This window comes from Streptomyces sp. rh34 (assembly GCF_002551245.1).
GTDB lineage: Bacteria > Actinomycetota > Actinomycetes > Streptomycetales > Streptomycetaceae > Streptomyces.
In genome coordinates this window covers 17487-33999 of the sequence record NZ_NTGZ01000005.1, presented here as the reverse complement: position 1 = coordinate 33999, position 16513 = coordinate 17487, and the positions used below count along the sequence as shown (strand labels likewise).

At 73.3% G+C, this 16513-nt stretch carries 17 protein-coding genes; 14 read left to right on the top strand and 3 right to left on the bottom strand.

Annotated elements, in window-relative coordinates:
- Positions 1–19: 19 nt before the first annotated feature.
- The 6 genes from CR470_RS02455 (at position 20) to CR470_RS02430 (ending at position 6962) form a co-directional block, all read left to right on the top strand.
- On the top strand, positions 20–1228 hold the full coding sequence (locus tag CR470_RS02455) for an alpha/beta hydrolase (protein WP_097865928.1): 1209 nt from the start codon (positions 20–22) through the stop codon (positions 1226–1228).
- A gap of 86 nt (positions 1229–1314) precedes the next feature.
- The gene (locus tag CR470_RS02450) at positions 1315–2280 is read left to right on the top strand and encodes a DUF4429 domain-containing protein (protein ID WP_097865927.1); all 966 of its coding nucleotides are present in this window, start codon (positions 1315–1317) and stop codon (positions 2278–2280) included.
- A gap of 176 nt (positions 2281–2456) precedes the next feature.
- Positions 2457–3794, top strand: a complete 1338-nt coding sequence (locus CR470_RS02445) for a sensor histidine kinase (RefSeq protein ID WP_097865926.1) — start codon at positions 2457–2459, stop codon at positions 3792–3794.
- Positions 3791–4480: a response regulator gene (locus CR470_RS02440; protein ID WP_050361318.1), complete on the top strand. Its 690-nt coding sequence runs from the start codon at positions 3791–3793 to the stop codon at positions 4478–4480. The genes CR470_RS02445 and CR470_RS02440 overlap by 4 nt, the downstream gene beginning before the upstream one ends.
- Positions 4481–4620: 140 nt before the next feature.
- Complete coding sequence (locus CR470_RS02435; protein ID WP_097865925.1) at positions 4621–5733, top strand: alpha/beta hydrolase; 1113 nt, start codon at positions 4621–4623, stop codon at positions 5731–5733.
- Positions 5730–6962, top strand: coding sequence for an acyltransferase family protein (locus CR470_RS02430; RefSeq protein WP_097865924.1), 1233 nt, complete (start codon positions 5730–5732; stop codon positions 6960–6962). Before CR470_RS02435 ends, CR470_RS02430 begins: the two co-directional genes overlap by 4 nt.
- Positions 6963–7032: 70 nt before the next feature.
- On the opposite strand, the gene CR470_RS02425 is transcribed toward CR470_RS02430, so the two are convergent.
- Both CR470_RS02425 and CR470_RS02420 read right to left on the bottom strand, forming a co-directional pair.
- Positions 7033–8046 (bottom strand): aldo/keto reductase, encoded by a 1014-nt coding sequence (locus CR470_RS02425; RefSeq protein WP_097865923.1) that lies wholly within the window; start codon positions 8044–8046, stop codon positions 7033–7035.
- Positions 8046–8546 (bottom strand): MerR family transcriptional regulator, encoded by a 501-nt coding sequence (locus tag CR470_RS02420; protein WP_097865981.1) that lies wholly within the window; start codon positions 8544–8546, stop codon positions 8046–8048. The genes CR470_RS02425 and CR470_RS02420 overlap by 1 nt, the downstream gene beginning before the upstream one ends.
- A gap of 202 nt (positions 8547–8748) precedes the next feature.
- Between CR470_RS02420 and CR470_RS02415 the strand changes: the two genes are divergently transcribed.
- From CR470_RS02415 to CR470_RS02390, 6 genes are all read left to right on the top strand, one after another.
- Positions 8749–9042, top strand: coding sequence for a small hydrophilic protein (locus tag CR470_RS02415; protein ID WP_097865922.1), 294 nt, complete (start codon positions 8749–8751; stop codon positions 9040–9042).
- Positions 9032–10456: a sensor histidine kinase gene (locus CR470_RS02410; RefSeq protein ID WP_097865921.1), complete on the top strand. Its 1425-nt coding sequence runs from the start codon at positions 9032–9034 to the stop codon at positions 10454–10456. Before CR470_RS02415 ends, CR470_RS02410 begins: the two co-directional genes overlap by 11 nt.
- Positions 10453–11112 carry a response regulator transcription factor gene (locus CR470_RS02405; protein ID WP_073741745.1) on the top strand — a complete coding sequence of 220 codons (660 nt, stop codon included), beginning with the start codon at positions 10453–10455 and terminating at the stop codon, positions 11110–11112. Before CR470_RS02410 ends, CR470_RS02405 begins: the two co-directional genes overlap by 4 nt.
- 163 nt (positions 11113–11275) lie before the next feature.
- A complete protein-coding gene (locus CR470_RS02400; RefSeq protein WP_097865920.1) occupies positions 11276–12709 on the top strand; it encodes an SLC13 family permease in 1434 nt (477 codons plus the stop codon).
- Positions 12706–13890, top strand: coding sequence for a glycerate kinase family protein (locus CR470_RS02395; protein WP_097865919.1), 1185 nt, complete (start codon positions 12706–12708; stop codon positions 13888–13890). The genes CR470_RS02400 and CR470_RS02395 overlap by 4 nt, the downstream gene beginning before the upstream one ends.
- Before the next feature lie 71 nt (positions 13891–13961).
- The gene (locus CR470_RS02390; protein ID WP_097865918.1) at positions 13962–14774 is read left to right on the top strand and encodes a serine hydrolase domain-containing protein; all 813 of its coding nucleotides are present in this window, start codon (positions 13962–13964) and stop codon (positions 14772–14774) included.
- Here the strand turns inward: CR470_RS02390 and CR470_RS02385 are convergent.
- Complete coding sequence (locus CR470_RS02385) at positions 14743–15216, bottom strand: ATP-binding protein (protein ID WP_097865917.1); 474 nt, start codon at positions 15214–15216, stop codon at positions 14743–14745. The genes CR470_RS02390 and CR470_RS02385 overlap by 32 nt on opposite strands.
- An 82-nt stretch (positions 15217–15298) precedes the next feature.
- Between CR470_RS02385 and CR470_RS02380 the strand changes: the two genes are divergently transcribed.
- Together CR470_RS02380 and CR470_RS02375 are read left to right on the top strand one after the other, a co-directional pair.
- Entirely contained in the window at positions 15299–16123 is an 825-nt protein-coding gene (locus CR470_RS02380; RefSeq protein WP_097865916.1) for a helix-turn-helix domain-containing protein, read from the top strand.
- Complete coding sequence (locus CR470_RS02375) at positions 16107–16376, top strand: DUF397 domain-containing protein (RefSeq protein ID WP_097865915.1); 270 nt, start codon at positions 16107–16109, stop codon at positions 16374–16376. The genes CR470_RS02380 and CR470_RS02375 overlap by 17 nt, the downstream gene beginning before the upstream one ends.
- Positions 16377–16513 lie beyond the last annotated feature (137 nt).

The window sequence follows — 16513 nt, the reverse complement described above, 5'->3', positions numbered from 1 at the left end:
TCTCCTAGGGTGTGGCGCAGTGACTTCCTTCGACACCTCACCCACGTTGACCGCCTGGCGCGCTCTGCTCGCCGTGGCGGTGGTGTTCGTGATGCTGGCGACGACGGGCTGGAGCGCCGTCCGCGATCAGCACTCCGACGGGCCGCGCGAACTCGCGCTCGCCTCCTGGGCGCGGGACCGGATAGGCGGCCGCTCGCTGCCGGACGCCGATTCTCCCGCCTATCGGCTGGCCCACTTCTTCGCCGCCCTCACCTCGGGGCAGCGGATCGCCCTCGCGGGCAAGTACCCGTCGGTGGTGGGGAACCTGAACGGCGCTCCGGTCACCCTGCGCTACTACGCGAACCGGGTGGCCCTCAGACAGGCCGTGGCCGCGGAGAAGACGCGGGCGCACGACGAGAAGCTCTCGCCGGACGGGCGCGGTGAGGCGGAGGCCCGTCTCGGCCGGTTCCGGTCGATGCTCGCGGGCAAGCGCCAGATCCTGGCCTTCGATCCCTCCGGGATGGGCCGTGCGGCCGAGGTGTTCGGGGATCTCGACCGGGCCGCCCGGGTCTCCGTCGTCGTTCCGGGCGTCGACACCCATCTGCTGACCCTGGAGCGCAGCACCCGCGCGTACAGGGCCCCCGTCGGCATGGCCAAGTCCCTGTACAAGGCGGAGCGCTCGGCCTCCCCGGGCACCCGTACGGCCGTCATCGCGTGGGCCGACTACACCGCCCCGGCCGGTCTCGGCATGGACGCGGCGCTGGGCGGGCTCGCGGCGAACGGTGCGGTCCGGCTGAACGCGATGGTCGGCGCGCTGCCCGGCGCCTCGAAGGTCTCGCTGTTCTGCCACAGCTACGGCTCCGTGGTGTGCGGGGTGGCCGCGCACCGGGCCCACGACCGGGTGGCCGACATCGCGGTCGCGGGCAGCCCCGGCATGCGGGTCGCCAACGCCGGGCAGCTGGAGACCGGCGCCCGGATCTGGGCGACGCGGGACGGGGACGACTGGATCGGGGACGTACCCCATCTGGAGTTCGGCGGGATCGGTCACGGAGCCGACCCGGTCGACCCGGCGTTCGGCGCGCGGGTCGTCTCGGCGGCCGGGGCCGCCGGGCACAGCGGCTACTTCGAACCGGGCACCGAGAGCCTGGACAACTTCGCCGCGATCGGCGTCGGAGCCTATGGATCGGTCAGCTGCGCGAGCGCCGACAGCACGTGCCACCACGGTATTTCCGGCGAGCGGGACGGCTGACGCGCGTAGAGGTCGGTGTCGGACGGATTAATTGGGACTTGCTCCGAGGGGGGACGTGCGGGACTGTGCCACATACGATGAGGCACATGGGTGATGCGCTGGCCGGAATTCATGCCACCTGGGGGTTCGACACCGACTCCGTGCTCATCCGCTTCGAACGGGGCATCCGCACACCGAAGCTCTTCCAGAGCCTGCGGGAACGCCGCATCCCGTATGCGGCGTTGTCGTCGGTGACGCTGACCCCCGGCAAGCGGGGCACGGTGGTTCTGCGTGCCGTGCCGAGAGCGGGTGCCGATCCCCTGATGGAGGCTGCCTCCGGGCAGCTCAAGGAGGGGTGCGACCCCTATCGCCTGGTCCTTCCGGCGGAGCGGGAGGTGCTCGCCGAGTATTACGCGGACGAGCTGCGGGCCCTGCTCGACCCGGCGTCCGGCGAGAGCGCCGACCGCTTCATGGTGGCGGCCCCCGAGGCCCCGATGAACTTCAAGGCGTACGACGGCCGGGCCAGCTTCGACGGCGAGCGGATCTCCTTCCGGTGGTCCTGGACCGGGGCCTCCAGCGCCAAGTGGAAGGCCGGCGACCAGACCTTCCGGGTGAGTGAACTGGCCGGAATCGTGTGGCGCTCGCCCGAGGCGCTGGACGGCTATCTGCGTCTGGTGCCCCGCGCGGCGGCCCCGGTCGACCACCGCACCGGCGGCAGCCTGGGCGATCTGCACGGTCCCGGCGGCTCCGGGGACGCGGACGGCGGGGTGCCCGCGGGCGTGCCCGCCGAGCCTCGGGCCGCCCGCGCGGACCAGGATCCGGCGGCCGTGCTGTTCGGCCTGGGCTACGGTCCTGTGCACGAGTCGCTGCCCTTCGCCGCCGCCGTCCTGGAATCCGTACGCCGGACCCAGCCCGCGCCCGCCGCCTCCGCCCCGGTCCTGGTGAACGCCGGGCGGCGCGATCCGGCGGACATCGCCGAGCGGATACATCACCTCGGCGAGCTGCATCAGGCCGGACTGGTGACGGACGCCGAGTACAGCGCGAAGAAGGCCCAGCTGCTCGCGGAGCTGTGATCCCGCGCCCCGTGTGCCCCCGGTATCCCGTGTGCCACGTGCCCTGTGACCTGCTGTCCGTGTCCCGTGTCCTCGCCGGGATGTGACCCCGTACCGGGGTATGAGGCGAACCCGTCGAGGGTCGCGACCCCGGTATGACGCCCCCGGGCCCCCGGCCTGCCTAGGCTGACCGGGCCATGTCCACTTCCCCCGCCGGGCCCCCGCCGCCCGCCGACGGCCTGCTGAGCGCCGCCCGCCGCAATCTGCGCGAGCTCGCCCACGGGCTGTCCCACGCGTCCCATCCGTCCACCCCGCTGCTCGCGGAAGCCCCGAAGCGGTGGCAGCGGCTACTGCCGTACGCCGTCGTGCTCGCCCTGACCGCGACCTTCATCCCGGTCACCATCAACGTCCTGACCTCGCAGTACGACGTGCCGGGCGCACTGGCCGGGGCGCTCGGGGTGGCCCAGGCCGCCCCCCTGCTGATGCTGGCCCACCGGCCCCTGCAGGCGTGGTGGATCATCTTCCCGGCCGACATCGTGGGCGCGCTGGTGCTGCTGGCGCACCAGCCCGAGCGGCACGACACCTGGCCGTGGCCCCCGCCGGTCCTGGTCGCGTATCTCTTCCTGCTGCTGGCCCTCGGCCTGCGCGAGACGCGGCGTACCGTCGTCGCCGTCTGGGCGGTGACGGCCGCGACGGGAGCGGCCCTGCATCTGATCGCGCCCTCGGACCGCAGCACCGGCAGCGCCCTGCTGCTGCCGATCCTCGGCGCGGTCGTCCTGGTCATCGGCGCGGCGGTACGGGAGCGGGGCGAGGCGACGCGGCGGCTGGCCGAGCAGGAGACGATCAGCGAGGCGGAGCGGGCGCAGCGCACGCTGCTGGAGGAGCGGACGCGGATCGCCCGTGAGCTGCACGACGTGGTCGCGCACCACATGTCGGTGATCACCGTGCAGGCCGACTCCGCGCCGTACCGGATCTCCGGGCTCTCGGAGCCCGCGCAGGAGGAGTTCGCCTCGATCGCGGCGGCGGCGCGGGAGTCCCTCGGCGAGATGCGGCGGCTGCTGTCGGTGCTGCGCAGCGACGGCACCGAGGGCGACCGGGCGCCGCAGCCGGGCCTGGACCGGCTTCAGCAGCTGGTGGAGGCGACGGTACGGGCCGGGCTGCCGGCGGAGCTGTCGCTCGCCGCTGACCTGGGCGAGGTGCCGTCGGCGGTGGATCTGTCGGCGTACCGGATCGTGCAGGAGGCGCTGGCCAATGTGGTGCGGCACGCGCCCGGGGCACGCACCCAGGTCTCGGTCCGGGCCTCCGCGGGTCATCTGAACGTGCTGGTCGTCAACGGCCCCGCGCCGAGGCCCGCCGCACCGCTGGAGAGCGCCGGAACCGGGCACGGGCTGGTGGGGATGCGGGAGCGCGTACGGTTGACCGGCGGCACGCTGGACACCGGGCCGCTGCCCGACGGCGGGTTCCGGGTGGCCGCCCGGATGCCGCTGCCTCCGGCCGTGTCTCCGTCCGCCCCACCCCCCTCGGAGGACCTGTGACCATCCGCGTGATCATCGTCGACGACCAGGCCATGGTGCGGGCCGGCTTCGCGGCGCTGCTGGCGGCGCAGAGCGACATCGACGTGGTGGGCGAGGCGGCGGACGGCCGCCAGGGCGTCGACGTCAGCCGCAACCAGCACCCCGACGTCGTCCTGATGGACGTCCGGATGCCGGAGATGGACGGACTGGCCGCCGCGCGCGAGCTGTTGAACCCGCCGGTGGGGGTGGTGCACCGGCCGAAGGTCCTGATGCTCACCACGTTCGACGTGGACGACTACGTGTACGAGGCGCTGCGCGCCGGCGCGTCCGGGTTCCTGCTGAAGGACGCCCCGCCCGCCGATCTGATCGCGGCGGTACGGGTGGTGGCGGCCGGGGACGCGCTGCTCGCGCCCTCGGTGACCCGGCGGCTGATCGCGGACTTCGCGGCGCAACGGCCCTCCGGGGCGACGCGCGGCGGCCAGGCGCTCCGGTTGAACGGGCTCACCCCGCGCGAGAGCGAGGTGCTGGAGCTGATCGCCCGGGGGCTGTCGAACCAGGAGATCGCGGGGCGGCTGGTACTGGCCGAGCAGACCGTCAAGACGCACATCGGGCGGGTGCTGGCCAAGCTGGACCTGCGGGACCGGGCGCAGGCGGTGATCTTCGCGTACGAGTCGGGGCTGGTGACGCCGGGGGACGCGGGGGCGTAGCCGCGCCCCGGATCCTGCCCCACCCCCTACCCCGGTAGCATCCCGCGGTTGGCTCCCCGGTGTGACGCCCCCTCACCCGTCCTCTTCCTACCTTCCTCCCGGTCGCACCGGTCGGTGCGGATCCGGAGAGGGAGGGCACGATGCGCCGATACGCGAGGACCCTGGTCGCGTTCGCACTGGCAACCAGCGTGGTGACAGGTACCGCGGGCTGGGTTTCGACGGATGCGCAGCAGGCGCTGACCGGGCCGCCGCCGGGCAGTGCGCAGTGGCGGGCGGACCGGGCGCCGGGGGCGGGGCTGCCGGACCCGGAGCGGGCCACGCCCGCCGAAGTCGCTTCGTTCTTCGCCGGGTTGAGCGCCGACGTGCGGCAACTCCTGCTCGTGCGTCATCCGTCCGTCGTCGGGAATCTCGACGGGGCGCCCCTCGAACTGCGCTACCGCGCCAACTCCCTCGCGCTGGCCGCCGAGGACGACCCCCGTTACCGCTCGCTCGCCGCCCCCGGCCGCCAGATCCTCGCGTTCGACCCGCGCGGACGCGGTCAGGTCGCCGAGGTCTTCGGGGACCTGCGCACGGCGCACCGGGTCTCGGTGGTGGTGCCGGGGTCCGACAACGACGCCGGGACCTTCGACCGGAAGGCGGCTCCCCACGGGGCCCCGCCCGGGATGGCCAGGACGCTCCACGCGGAGGCGGGTCCGGAGACCGCCGTCATCGCCTGGGCCGGGTACACCACCCCCGTCGGCGTCGGCGTCGACGCGGCGACCGGGCGGCTCGCGGAGGCGGGCGCCGGGCGGCTGACCCGGTTCGCGGAGGGCCTGACGGCGGACGGGCTGCCCGAGCCCGCGATGTTCTGCCACAGCTACGGCTCGGTGGTCTGCGGCCTGGCCGCGCACCGCCTCCCCGCCACCGACCTGGTGGTCCTCGGCTCCCCCGGCATGCGCGCCGACGACGTGGACGCGCTGCGGACGAGCGCCCGGGTGTGGGCGGCGAAGGACCCGACCGACTGGATCGACGACGTGCCGAACGTGCGCTTCGCCGGCCTCGGCCACGGGGCGGACCCGGCCGATCCGGCGTTCGGCGCACGCCGTGTACCGGCGGACGAGGCGCGGGGCCACGCCGGCTACTTCGAGCCCGGGACGGATTCGCTGCGGGCCTTCGCCGCCATCGCGCGCGGTGACGTGGTGGAGCCCGCCCCGGACGCGGAGGGAACCCCGGCCCTGGATGCCGCCCCGGCCCTGGAAGGCGCGGCCCGATGAGCGCCCTGCTGAAGAACGGCCGGCGGCTCGCGGCCCGTATCGACGCGTCCACCCCCGCCCACCGCGACCGGGCGATCGACGGCCTGCGGGCGCTGGCACTGCTCGCCGTGCCGCTCGGTCACTGGATGCTCGGCGGGTTCCGGCTGGACGCCGATGGCCTGCACAACGCGAGCCCGCTCTCGACGTTCGCCGGCCTCGCGCCCGCGAGCTGGGTGCTCCAGATGCTGGGGATCTTCTTCCTCGTCGGCGGGTATGCCTCCGTGCTCTCCTTCCGCCGCCGGACCTCGACGAAGGCCGCCTGGCTGGGCGGCCGGCTGGCCCGCCTCGGCCGGCCGGTGCTCGGGGTGACCGCCGTGTGGGCGGTGCTGCTCTCGGTTCTGTCCGCACTGGGCGTGCCGGGCGACACCCTGCGTACGGGGTCGACGCTGGTGATCCAGCCGCTCTGGTTCGTCGGGGTCTACACCGTCGTCACGGCCCTCACCCCGGTCTGCGTCACGCTGGCGCGGAAGCTCGGCGGGTGGGCGGCGCTGCCGCTGCTGGCGTCGGTCGCGGTGGTGGACTTCCTGCGCTACGGGCCCTTCGCGGAGGCGATGCCGTCCTGGCTGAGCGTGCTCAACATCCTGCCCGGCTGGCTCTTCGCGTATCAGCTGGGCGTGTCCTGGGGCGAGGGGCGGATCGGGAGGCGCGGGGCCCGGCTGCTGCTGATCGGCGGCGGGGTGCTGTTCGCCGCGCTGCTGCTCGCCTTCCACTACCCGGCGTCGATGGTCGGGGTGCCGGGCGAGGCGCGGACGAACTCGCATCCGCCGTCGTTGCTGGTGGTGGCGTTGGCGGCGGCGCAGAGCGGGGCGGCGATCCTGCTGCGCGACCGGCTCGGGCGGCTGTTGCGCAAGCCGCTGCTCTGGGCGCCGGTCGTGGTGATCAACCTGTCCGCGATGACGATCCTGTGCTGGCACCAGACCGCGATGCTGGCCGCCGCCGTACCGGCCTCGCTCGCGGGGGCGGCGGGCACGGCGGTGGCGGGGCTGACGACCGCGCCGGACACGGTGGGCTGGATCCTCGCCCGGATCGCCTGGCTGCCGGTGTTCGCCGGGCTGCTGGTGCTGATCGCCCGGTACGCGCGCCGCTTCGAGGCTCCGTGGCAGGCGGGCACCCGCGCCGCGAACGCCCGCCGCGCGCTGGCGGGGCTGCTCGCGGCGGGGTTCGCGGTGTTCGCGCTGGGGCTGGCGTGAGGCCTCACTCGGGCACGGCTCGGTCGCGATGAACTTCATGAACCAAGCGATGACCGCGTACGCCTCCCGGCTACTCCCGCGCCGCCGACGTACTGCTCATGTCCGGGTAGCGGTCCCCCGCCACCCGGCCCGCGATCGGCTCCAGCACGGCCAGCTCGTCCGCCGTGAGGGTCAGCCGGGTCGCCGCGACGTTCTCCAGGAGGCGGCTGCGCTTACGGGTGCCGGGGATCGGAACCACGTTCAGCCCGTGCACCTGGGCGCGCTGCTGGACCCAGGCGAGGGCCACCTGCGCGGCGGTGACCCCGTGCGCGGCGGCGATGGTGTGCACGGGCTCCAGCAGGGCGGCGTTCGTCTTGGCGTTGTCGCCGGTGAACCGGGGCTGGTGGGCCCGGAAGTCGTTCGCCGCGAGGTCCTTGCCCGCGTCGGTGAAGGCCCCGGTGAGGAAGCCCCGGCCCAGCGGGGAGTACGGGACGAGCGTGACGCCCAGCTCGGCCGCCGCGCCGACGGCGCTCTTCTCGACGTCCCGGCTGAAGAGGGACCACTCGGACTGGAGGGCGGCGATCGGGTGCACGGCGTGCGCCTCGCGCAGCTCGGGGCCGGTCACCTCGCTCAGCCCGAGCTGCCTGACCTTGCCCTGTTGGATCAGTTCCGCCATCGCGCCGACCGATTCGGCGAGGGGGACGGCCGGATCGCGGCGGTGCATGTAGTAGAGGTCGATGACGTCGGTGTTCAGCCGGCGCAGGCTCGCCTCGACGGCGGTGCGGATGTACGCGGGGTCATTGCGGATGGCCCGGTAGTGCGGGTCCTCGGTGCGGACCAGCGCGAATTTGGTGGCGAGCGTGATCTCGTCCCGGTGGGCCCCGACGAACGGCGCGAGGAACTCCTCGTTGGCCCCGCGCCCGTAGGCGTCGGCGGTGTCGAGGAGCGTGACGCCCGCCTCCAGGGCCGCGTCCAGGGTGTCCCGGGCGGAGAGCTCGTCGGTGTCGCCGTAGAACTCGCTCATGCCCATGCAGCCGAGGCCCTGCATGCCGACCGGCGGCCCTCCGGCGCCCAGCTCCACGGTGGCGATCCTGTCAACGGTCATCAGGCACTGTTCCTCTCCGGCGCCCTGCGGGCGCCCGCATAGAACTCGATCTTGTGGTCGAGGACGGCGAGGGTGTCGTGGAGCTCCGCGATCCGCGTGATCACATCGCGGCGGGTCGCCTCCAGCAGTTCCTGCCGTGCCTCGAAGGTGGACTCGCCCTCGCGCAGCAGTTCCGCGTACCGGACCATGTCGGCGACGGGCATCCCGGTCAGCCGCAGCTTGCCGACGAAGGCCAGCCAGTCGAGGTCGCGGTTGCTGAAGCGGCGCTGGCCGGTGTGCGAGCGGTCGACGTGGGGCATGAGCCCGATGCGCTCGTACCAGCGCAGGGTGTGCGCGGTGAGCCCGGTGAGGGCGACGACCTCGCTGATCGTGTAGCTGTCCCGGCCCGCGGGGCGTGGGTGCGGCTTCGGGGCGGCCGCGCAGGCGTCCGCCGCCGGTGAGGGCGGAGGATGTGCGCTGGTCGCGGGAGTGCTCCGGGAGCTTTTGTCGATCACCGTCATGTCCTCCACGCTAGATCCTTGGAGTGCACTCGAAGCAAGGGGAAACGGCTCGGAGCGAGCGGGAACGGCGGGTCTTCCCGGGCCGGACACTCCCACGGATGGGGCCGGGCACTCCCACGGATGGACGGGGAGCGCACCGAAGATGAAGGATTGTTCATCTTCGCTTCATGTTCGTACCGTCCGGGACAGTCAGGGTGAACGCATGGCTTTCTCACCTCGTCTGGCGGCCCTGGCAGCCGTCGTCGCCGTGCCCCTCGGCATAGCGGCCACCAGCTATGCCATGACCGACACCTCGGAAGCACCGAAGGTGCCTCCCACCGTCCAGCTGGAGGAGAGCCCGCGCGGCACACCGCCGCCGAGCGGGGTCACGTCGCCGGCCGACACCGCGACGCCGAGCGGCTCCCCCGCTCCGTCCCGCACACCGGACAGCTCCGTCGTCCCGGGCCCCTCGGCGGCCGACGACGACGATGACGACGACTTCGGTGATGACGGTTAGCCTGCCGAGGGTTTCCGCCCGGGTACGGATCCTGCTGTGGTTGCTGGTCGTGATGGCGGTCGCGCTGGGCGCGGTCGCCGTCACCGTGCGTTCGATCCTCCAGCGGGACGTGGACCACCGCATCAGCCAGCTGCTCACGCAGGAGACCGGCGAGTTCGCGAACTTCGTGCCGCAGGGGGTGGACCCCGACACCGGCGGCCGGTTCGACACCGCGGACAGGCTGCTCCGCGTCTATCTGCAACGGCAGTACGCGGACCCCGACGAGGAGCTGCTGGGCCTGACCGGCCGGCCCGGCGACCGCCCCAGCGCGATCCGGCAGCGCCGCGAGCTGCCCCCGGACATCGCCCTGTGGAAGGACGACGCCTCACTCACCCGGATCCACGCCTCCAAGGACTCCTCCGGAACCCTGGACCGCCCGCAGGGCGAGGTGCGCTGGGCCAAGGTCGCCATCGGACCTGCCGCGGGCGAGCAGCCCGGGGCGTTCGTCGTCGCCTTCCACCCGGAGCGCGAACGGGCCGTCGCCGACAAGACGTTCTGGACGCTGCTCGCCCTGTCCGGGGTGGCGCTGCTGATGACGACCGGGATCGGCTGGGCCGTCGCCGGACGCATCCTCGCGCCCGTCCGGATCGTCCGGATGACGGCGGCGGAACTGACCGAGCAGGACCTCACCCGGCGGATCCCCGTGGAGGGCCGGGACGACATCGCGGCCCTCGCCGAGACGTTCAACGCGATGCTCGACCGGCTGGAGCGGGCGTTCGCCGCGCAGCGCGTCTTCGTCGACGACGCCGGGCACGAGCTGCGCACCCCCATCACCATCGTCCGGGGTCACCTGGAGCTGATGGGCGACGACCCGGCGGACCGGGAGGAGACGGTGCGGCTGGTCACGGACGAGCTGGACCGGATGAGCCGCATCGTCGAGGACCTGCTCCTGCTCGCGGGGGCCGAGCGCCCCGACTTCGTCACCCCCGAACCCGTCCAGCTCGCGGAGCTGACCGCCGACGTGTTCGTGAAGGTGCGGACCCTCGGCGACCGGGAGTGGCAGCTCGACGGCGTCGCGGACCTCGAAGTGCGCCTGGATCCGCAGCGGATGACACAGGCGATGGTGCAGCTCGCGCAGAACGCCGTCCAGCACACCGTGCCCGGCCGGCGCATCCGGATCGGCTCGCGGGCGGAGGCGGACCGCGTCGAGCTGTACGTCGCCGACCACGGGCCCGGGATTCCGCCGGAGGACGCCGAGGTGATCTTCGAGAGGTTCCGCCGGGGGACGTCCCGGCGCGGGACCCGCACGAGCGGCGCGGGGCTCGGCCTCGCCATCGTCAAGGCCATCGCGGAGGGTCACCACGGCCGCGTCGAACTACGCCGGACCGAGGGCGGCGGAGCCACCTTCGTACTCACGCTGGAGACCGCCACATGAATCGCATCCTGATCGCCGAGGACGAGGAGCGCATCGCCTCGTTCGTCCAGAAGGGGCTGCGCGCCAACGGCTTCACCACGGTCGTCGCCGAGGACGGGGACCTGGCGCTGGGCCATGCCCTGACCGGCGGGTTCGACCTGATGGTGCTCGACATCGGCCTGCCGGGCCGGGACGGCTTCACCGTGCTGCGGGAGCTGCGCGAGGCCCGCGTCACGCTGCCGGTCATCGTGCTCACCGCCCGCGACTCCGTGCGGGACACGGTGGCGGGGCTCGAAGGCGGGGCCGACGACTGGATGACGAAGCCGTTCCGCTTCGAGGAGCTGCTCGCCCGGGTACGGCTTCGGCAGCGCACCGCCGCCCGCGCGCCCGAGGTCACCATGTTGCGCAGCGGCAGCCTCGCCCTGGACCTGCGGACGCGCCGGGCCCGCGCGGGCGACCGGACGGTGGATCTGACGGCGCGCGAGTTCGTGCTCCTGGAGATGTTCCTGCGCCACCCCGGTCAGGTGCTGTCGCGCGAGCAGATCCTGTCCCATGTGTGGGGGTACGACTTCGACCCCGGCTCCAACATCGTGGACGTCTACGTGCGCGCGCTGCGCCGGAAGCTCGGCGCGGAGCGGCTGGAGACGATCCGGGGCATGGGCTACCGCCTGCCCTGAGCCCCGGCCTGATCCCGGCACCGGCCGGAGGCCCCGTCCCGCGTGCCCGGGGCGGGGCCGTTCGTCGTCCCGGGGCGGGGGGTGAGCCGCTCGACACTCTTGATGAAAAGGCCTTCACCGGACGCTCATCAGGCGCTCACCCCGCCTTCCGAGGCTGTACAGCGTGCCTCTACCACTCCGGCAGACCGCCGGCCTCTGTGCCGTCCTCGGACTCTGCGCTCTCCTCGCCGTCCCCGGCGCCACCCCCGGCCTCGGCGTCGACGGGCGGCTCTCCCTCGCCGTCTTCGCCCTGGCCACCGCCGCCTGGATCGCCACGCCGGTGGACGACGCCTACATCGCGCTCGGCGCGGGCCTGGCGCTGACGGTCACAGGGGTGATCAGCAGTGAGACCCTGTTCGCCACCCTGGGCGACGAGACGGTGTGGCTGCTGATCTGCGCCTTCGTCCTGGCGGCCGCCGTGACCCGGACCGGTCTGGCCGGCCGGGCCGCCGTCTTCCTGGTCGGCGGGGCCAGGACCGTACGCCAGCTGGTGCACCTGACCACGGCCGGACTGGTCGTCACCGCGTTCGCCGTGCCGGCCACGTCGGGGCGCGCCGCCCTCGCGCTCCCGGTGTTCCTCGCGCTGGCCGCCGCCCTGCGCGAGCGCGGCCGTCTCGTGGTGATGCTGGCGCTGCTCTTCCCCACGGTCATCCTGCTGTCGGCCGTCGCGACCCTGATCGGCGCGGGGGCGCACCTGATCACCGTCGGGGTGCTCTGGGAGCAGACCGGGGAGCAGCTGAGCTTCGTGCAGTGGCTCGTCCTCGGGCTGCCACTGGCCGTCGTCTCCTCCCATCTCGCGGCCGAACTGGTGCTGTTGACCACGACCCGGCGCTCCGACCGCAAGGGTCCGGTCACCATCACGGCGGCGCAGATCCAGGAGCACTCCGAGACGGCCGTCGAGGGACCGTTCAGCCCGGCGGAGTCCCGGTGCCTGCTCCTGCTGGCGACGGTCGTCCTGCTCTGGTGCAGCGAGCCCCTGCACGGGGTGTCGCCCGCCGTGGTCGCGCTCATCGGCGCGCTGGTGGCGACCTCTCCGGCGCTGGGGACCGTGCGCTTCAAGGACGGTCTGCGGACGGTTCCCTGGCCCCTGCTGCTGTTCATGGCCGCCACCATGGCGATGGGCGTCGCCCTCTCCGACTCGGGCGCGGCCGACTGGCTGGTGGGCTGGATACCCCTGGGGGCGTCCACGCCCCCCTGGATGTTCCTGACCGGCGTGGTCGTCGTCAGCACAGCCGCCCATCTGGCGCTCCAGTCACGCTCCGCCCGGTCCTCCGTGCTGGTCCCGCTGGTGATCGCGGCGGCGGTCGGGGCCGGGGTCAATCCGGTCACGGCGGCGCTGGCCTCCACGGCCGCCGCCGGTTTCTGCCACACGCTGCCCTCCTCGGCCAAGCCGGTCGCGCTCTTCGCGGATGTGCCCGGCACCCCGACCTACACCCCGCGCGACCTGCTGCGGCTGTCCGCGTTCCTCGCCCCGCTCACCGCGGCCCTCGTCCTCACCTTCGCCCTCGCCGTCTGGCCACTGCTCGGCGTGCCCGTCCTTCTGGAGACCCAGCCATGACCCACCGCATCGCGATCGCCCCCAGCGGTTTCAAGGAGTCCCTCTCGGCCGCCCGGGTGGCCGAGGCCATCGCCGTCGGCGTACGACGGGTGATCCCCGACGCCGACCTCGACCTCATCCCGCTGGTCGACGGCGGCGAGGGTACGGCGGAGGCGCTGGCCCTGGCGGGCGGCGGCCGGCTGGTCCCGTGCACGGCGACGGGCCCGGTGGGCGACCCGGTCGCCTCGCACTTCGCGCTCCTGGGCGGGCCGGGACCGCTGACCGCCGTCGTGGAGATGGCCGCCGTCGCGGGCCTCGCCCTGGTGCCGCCGGGCCTCCGCCACCCGGGCGCGACCACCACGTACGGTGTCGGCGAGCTGATCCGGGCGGCCCTGGACGCGGGGGCCCGGCGCATCCTCGTCGGCTGCGGCGACTCGGGTACGTCGGACGGGGGCGCGGGCGCCCTGCAGGCGCTCGGGGCCCGGCTGACCGACCGGCACGACCGTGAACTGCGCCGGGGCGGCGGGGCGTTGCACGAGCTGGAGCACATCGACCCGTCCGGCCTCGACCCGAGGCTGGCCCGCACGGAACTGCTCGTGGCCTGCAACCCGTACAACGTGCTGTGCGGGAAGCGCGGGGTGGCCCGGGTGTTCGGGCCGCAGAAGGGGGCGACCCCGGCGGAGGTGGAGCTGCTCTCGGCCGGCCTGGAGCGGCTGGCCGCCGTCCTCACCCGGGACCTGGCTCCGAGGTCCGGTGTTGCGATCGATCTGCGTACGGCTCCCGGCACGGGCGCGTCCGGTGGCCTCGGGGCCGGCCTCGCGGCCGTGGGCGCGCGCCTGCTCCCCCGCTACGACGTGCTGCTCGACGGTCTCGACCTCGACGCGCGCCTCGCCCGCGCGGACTTCGTGATCACGGCGGAGGGGGCGCTCGACCACCAGACCGTACGCGGGAAGATCCCGGCGGAGGTCGCCCGGCGGGCCCATGCCGCCGGGGTGCCGGTCCTGGTGCTGGCCGGGACGATCGGGCCGGGCGCGCAGGACGTGCGGGCGGTGGGCGTGGACGCGTACAGCGCGATCCTGCCCGCGCCGATGACGCTGGTGGAGGCGATCGGCAGGAGCGGCGAGTTCCTGGCCGACGCCACGGAGCGCGCGATGCGGATCATGGCGCTCGGCACCCGGCTCGCGCCGCTGGCCGCCGCCTGACGCGCAGCCTCCGTCCCGGACCCCCCGGGGCCCGGGACTCGGTGGCAGGCGCGGCGGTTAGGCTCGGAGCCATGGAGAGCCTGCGCATCATCGACACCTGGCCGGTCACGACGGCGGCCGCCGCCGTCGTCCGGGCGGACGGCACGGTCCTCGGCACGCACGGTCCGGCCGACCACCGCTTCCCCCTCGCCTCGGTCACCAAGCCGCTCGCGGCCTACGCGGCGCTGGTGGCGTACGAGGAGGGGGCGGTCGAGCTGGACGAGCCGGCCGGACCCGAGGGCTCCACGGTGCGTCACCTCCTCGCCCACACCAGCGGCCTCGCCTTCGACGAGCACCGGGTGACGGCCCCGCCCGGCAACCGCCGCCTGTACTCCAACGCGGGCTTCGAGGTGCTGGGTGACCACATCGCCAAGGCGTCCGGCATCCCGTTCGCGGAGTACCTGCGCCAGGCCGTCCTGGAGCCGCTGTCCATGACGTCCACGACCCTCGACGGCTCCCCCGCCCGCGACGGCGTCTCCACGGTGGCCGACCTGGTCCGCTTCGCCGCCGAGGTACAGGCCCCGCGCCTCCTCGACCCGCGTACGGTCCTGGAGGCCCAGAGCGTCGTGCACCCGGGCCTCAAGGGCGTGCTGCCGGGCTACGGCCACCAGAGCCCGAACGACTGGGGCCTCGGCTTCGAGATCCGCGACGCCAAGTCCCCGCACTGGACGGGGAATTCGTCCTCCCCGGCCACCTTCGGGCACTTCGGCCAGTCGGGCACGTTCCTGTGGATCGACCCGGTGGCGGGCGCGGCCTGCGTCGCGCTGACGGACCGGGCCTTCGGGCCGTGGGCGGCGGAGGCGTGGACGCCGTTCACGGACGCGGTTCTGGCCGAGCTGTCCTGAACCGGCTGCCGCCCTTCTCCGGCGGCGTCAGGCACTCGAACCAGACGGTCTTCCCGCTGCCGTCCCACCGCTTGATGATTCCCCATTCGTCGGTGACGGCATCGACCAGGACGAGCCCCCGGCCCCCGCCGTCCAGCGGATCGCCGGTGATGGCGAGGGGCACGGTCGGGCTGCTGTCGGACACCTCGACGCGGACGCCCTCACCGCGCGGCAGCCGGAAGATGAAGGTCTTGCCGCGCCGGTCGGGCACGTGCCGCACGACGTTGGAGATCAGCTCGGTGAGCGCCAGTTCGGCGGCGTCGGCGAGAAACATCAGCTCCCAGCCCTTGAGGTAGAGCCGCAGGACGCGGCGGAGATGCCGGGCGGAGTGCTCACCGAGGGCGAAGTCGGCGCGGTAGACGGGCTCCCCCGGATCCCTCCGGGGGACAAGTACGTGATTCATGTCACCAGGCTGCGACGCCATGGCTACGCTCGGCTACGTACCGAAACGAACGCCGCGAGGCGTTGCACCCGGAGGTCCATCCGTGGCCAACATCCAGACGCTCGATCCCGACGCTTCCCCGCTCGCTTACTACGGCGGGGAGTTGCGCCGCCAACGCGAGGCCCAGGGCCTGACGCAGCCGCAGTTGGGCACCATCATCTTCTGCACGGGCTCGCTGGTCGGCCAGATCGAGACGACGAAGAAGATCCCCACCCGCGACTTCTCGGAGCGCGTGGACGCGGCGCTGGGGACGGACGGGACGTTCTCGCGGCTGGTGGTGCTGGTGCTGCGGAGCCAGTTGCCGACGTGGTTCCAGCCGTACGCGGACATGGAGGCGAAGGCCGCGTACATCTCGACGTACCAGGCGCAGGTGGTCTACGGGCTGTTGCAGACGGAGGAGTACGCGCGAGCGGTCCTGACCACCGGTATGCCCGACGACCTGGAGGGTCTGCTCGCCGCCCGGATGGAGCGCCAGCGGATCCTGGAGCGGGAGAAGCCGCCGCTGGCCTGGGCGATCCTGGACGAGGCGGTGCTGTACCGGCCGATCGGCGGGCACGAGGTGATGCGGGCCCAACTCCAGAAGTTGTTGGACTACGCGGCGCACCGCTGGATGCGGATCCAGGTGCTGCCGTTCGAGGCGGGTGAACACGCGAGCTTGGATGGCTCGTTCACCGGCATGCGCTTCGAGGACGACCCTGATGTCATCTACACCGAGGACCTCATCTCCGGCCATATGACGGCCAACCCGGAGACGGTCAGGGAGGCCTCGCTCCGATACGCTCACCTCCAGGCCACCGCACTCTCCGTCGAGGAATCGGTGGCGCGGATCAGCCGCGTGATGGAGGAGCGTTATGGAGACCGGCCCTGACCTGACGAACGCGGACTGGCGTAAGTCCAGCTACAGCGGAAGCACGGGCGGCGACTGCGTCGAGTGCACCGTGACCAGCGGCGCCGCCTGGCGGACCTCCTCGTACAGCGGCAGCACCGGCGGCGAATGCGTCGAGACCGCCGTCGGCTCCCCCTGCGGGTCCGTCCCCGTCCGCGACAGCAAGAACCCGACCGGCCCCGCCATCGTCCTCGGGGCCCACGCCTGGCAGGCGTTCGTGGACGGGCTGCGCTGACACGACCGTTACCGGGAGCAGGGCGGCACGGGCAACTGGCCCTCGTACCGCCCTGCTTCGCGTCGCGCGTCGGCCACCCCAAGCTGTTCCGCCCCTGTGATCGGAAGCACCGGCCATGGAAGAATGCTGCGGTCGGA